Annotated in this window: 2 protein-coding genes; one reads left to right on the top strand and one right to left on the bottom strand. The window is 68.5% G+C overall.

The features are described from left to right. A partial coding sequence (locus Q0C12_RS14830; RefSeq protein WP_290891562.1) for a DUF3750 domain-containing protein occupies positions 1 to 794 on the bottom strand: 794 nt, incomplete at its 3' end. 388 nt (positions 795 to 1,182) lie between these two features. Here Q0C12_RS14830 and Q0C12_RS14835 point away from each other — a divergent pair. After that, positions 1,183 to 2,691, top strand: coding sequence for a M81 family metallopeptidase (locus Q0C12_RS14835; protein ID WP_290891564.1), 1,509 nt, complete (start codon positions 1,183 to 1,185; stop codon positions 2,689 to 2,691). The last annotated feature ends 14 nt before the right edge of the window (positions 2,692 to 2,705 follow it).

The raw sequence follows: 2,705 nt of genomic DNA on the forward strand, positions 1-2,705 counted from the left end.
CCAGGCAGCCGCAAGCGACGGTCATCCAGGTCGATGCCGACGCCCAAACCGAGCAGGCTGAGTTCCAGGCCCTCAGAGCGGGCCAACGTCGCGCCCACCAGTCCGAGGACGGAGATCTGCCATCCCGTGCCGCTTGGTGCTGAGGCCAGCAACGTCGTGGGTCCGAGGTAGTCCTTGCCGATCGCCGTGGCTGGCAAGTCGAGGCCGAGCTCTGGAACTCGACGGGCGATCCAGGCCACGAACGTGTTGCTGTTCGGTCCGGGCCAGAGTCGGTAGCTGCGCGACCAGGGATAGCTGCGCACCGCTTCCTCGATGCGATCGATCAAAGCGTCCACCTCGGGTCCGCGACGCTGCGTGAGCAGCATGGGCTCCGCGCCATACCAGCGGCGGTCGGGCGCATCGGTGCTCGACTCGACGACACCATCGCCGCCGCGCATGCTTCGCCAGCCGACCATCTGGTAGGTCGTCCACTTGCTCGCCCCGCTGCGCTTGACGGCAATCCACGGGTGGATGCCAAAAGCGCCGCGCCAGCGCACCGTGCGCGCTCCGTAGACTTGGACCATGGCCTCGTGCACTGTCGCCGGATCGGGGGCCAGCCCGACACGGTCCTGACTGCCTTCGTACCAGGGACGCTCGAGATCGACGTCGCCGAAGGCCAGCACCGCCAGCGGTCCGATAAGCAGGAGCAACACCGAGCCGACCACCGCGCGCAGGGCGCGGTACCACCAAGCGCGTCGCCGCGGCCGAAGAGCAACGGCGACGGTCGTGGACGAACTTGATTCGGATGTGCTCACCGCGGCCAGTATGCCGACGTTCAGGCGGCTGCGCCGGCGCCCGCAGCCTCGACCGACTTCTTGTGCCGGAGGCATTCTCGAAGGTCAAGTAGATGGCAGTTGGCTGTCGCACGATCGCTCAGATCGAGCGCCCGTAACCGCTGCCTTGCAGCTGCAAGCCGTGCTCAAGGAGCGCGCGGGCGGCCAACGCTGAGATCTTGCTGTCCCGATGTCTCACCCGCTGATGGTCGCCTGCTACCGAGTCCTGGGAGCGTGCTCTGCGCGCGGTCGAGGTGGTCGAACTCGTCGTCGCAGGTCGATGTGGTGACGGGCGAGCCGTCGTTGTTGCGCCGCGGCGGACAGTGGCGGACCATCAGGGCTCCCTCCACCCTCAACTTTCATGCCCTACATGTCACGCCGCCTGTTCACTGCCTGTCTCGGTACCGAGACCAATTCTTTTTCGCCCATCCCGACCGGGATGTCGGTTTTCGAGCAGACGATGTTGGTGCGCGGCGGCCAGCATGGCGACAGGCCCGGCCTGTTCGGCGTGCCCCTGTTGCGCTGGAAGCAGCAGGCCCAAGCGCTGGGTTGGACCGTGGCCGAAGGCCTGGCCTGCTTTGCCGCGCCGGCGGGCAACACCACTCAGGCCACCCACGCCGCGTTGCGCGACGAGATCCTGGCTGACCTGCAACGCGCGATGCCCGTGGATGCGGTGCTGCTGAACCTGCACGGCGCGATGATCGCCGACGCTGACCCCGACGCCGAAGGCGACCTGCTGGCGCGCGTCCGTGCCCTGGTGGGCCCTGCGGTTCCCATCGGCGCGGAGCTGGACTTGCACTGCCATCTCAGCCGACAGAAGGTGGCCAATGCCGACTTCCTGGTGATCTACAAGCACTACCCCCATGTCGACGTGGCAGAGCGCGCCGACGAGGTGTTCAGCTTGATGCGCCGGATGTTGGATGGCGAGGTGAAGCCCACCATGGCGGTGTACGACTGCGCCATGCTGGGCATTTACCCCACGACCGCCGAGCCGATGTCTGGCCTCGTGGCTCGCATGACTGCCCTGGAGGCGGAGCCGGGTGTCCTGTCGGTGTCCCTGGCCCATGGCTTTCCCTGGGGCGACACGCCGGAACTCGGCACCCGTGTGCTGGTGGTGACCGACGGCGATGCTCGACTGGCCGCCCGTCATGCGTCGGAACTGGGCGAGGCCATCTGGGCAGCCCGCGACGCCATCGTGCCGCACTTCTACAGCATCGAGGAGGCGATCGACCGGCTGCAGGCCCATGAGCCCGATGGCCGGCCCTTCGTGCTGGCCGACACCGCCGACAACCCGGGCATCGGCGCCGCAGGCGATTCCACGTTCCTGCTGCGGCGTCTGATCGAACGGGGCGTGGGCGGCATCGCGCTGTCACCGCTGTGGGATCCGGTGGCCACGGCGCTGGCCTTCGACGCAGGCCTCGGCGCCCGCCTGGCCATGCGCATCGGCGGCAAGCTGGGCCCGGCCTCGGGCGCGGCGCTCGACCTGGAGGTACAGGTCATGGCGCTGACGCCAGACGCCTGGCAGCCCTTCGGCGGGGCGATGGCGCCGTTGGGCCGCGTGGCCTGGCTTCGCGCCGGTGGCCCCGGCGATGAACAGGCCATCGACATCGTGGTGAACGACCACCGGGTGCAGAGCTTTCACCCCGATTGCTTCCGCGTGGCCGGCATCGACCCGTTGCGCCCAAAGGCGCTGGTGGTGAAGTCGACGCAGCACTTCCATGGCGGGTTTGCGCCGATCGCGCGTGAGGTGCTCTACGTCTCGGCACCGGGCGCCGGATCAATGGACATGGCGGCGTTGCCGCACCGGACGGTGCACCGCGAACTGTGGCCCCGAGTGGCCGCGCCGGCGCGCGGCCTGGTGGATATGACCGAGGCTTGAAGGACCAGCGCCGC

The organism is Arenimonas sp., from assembly GCF_022842045.1.
Taxonomy (GTDB): Bacteria; Pseudomonadota; Gammaproteobacteria; order Xanthomonadales; family Xanthomonadaceae; genus Arenimonas.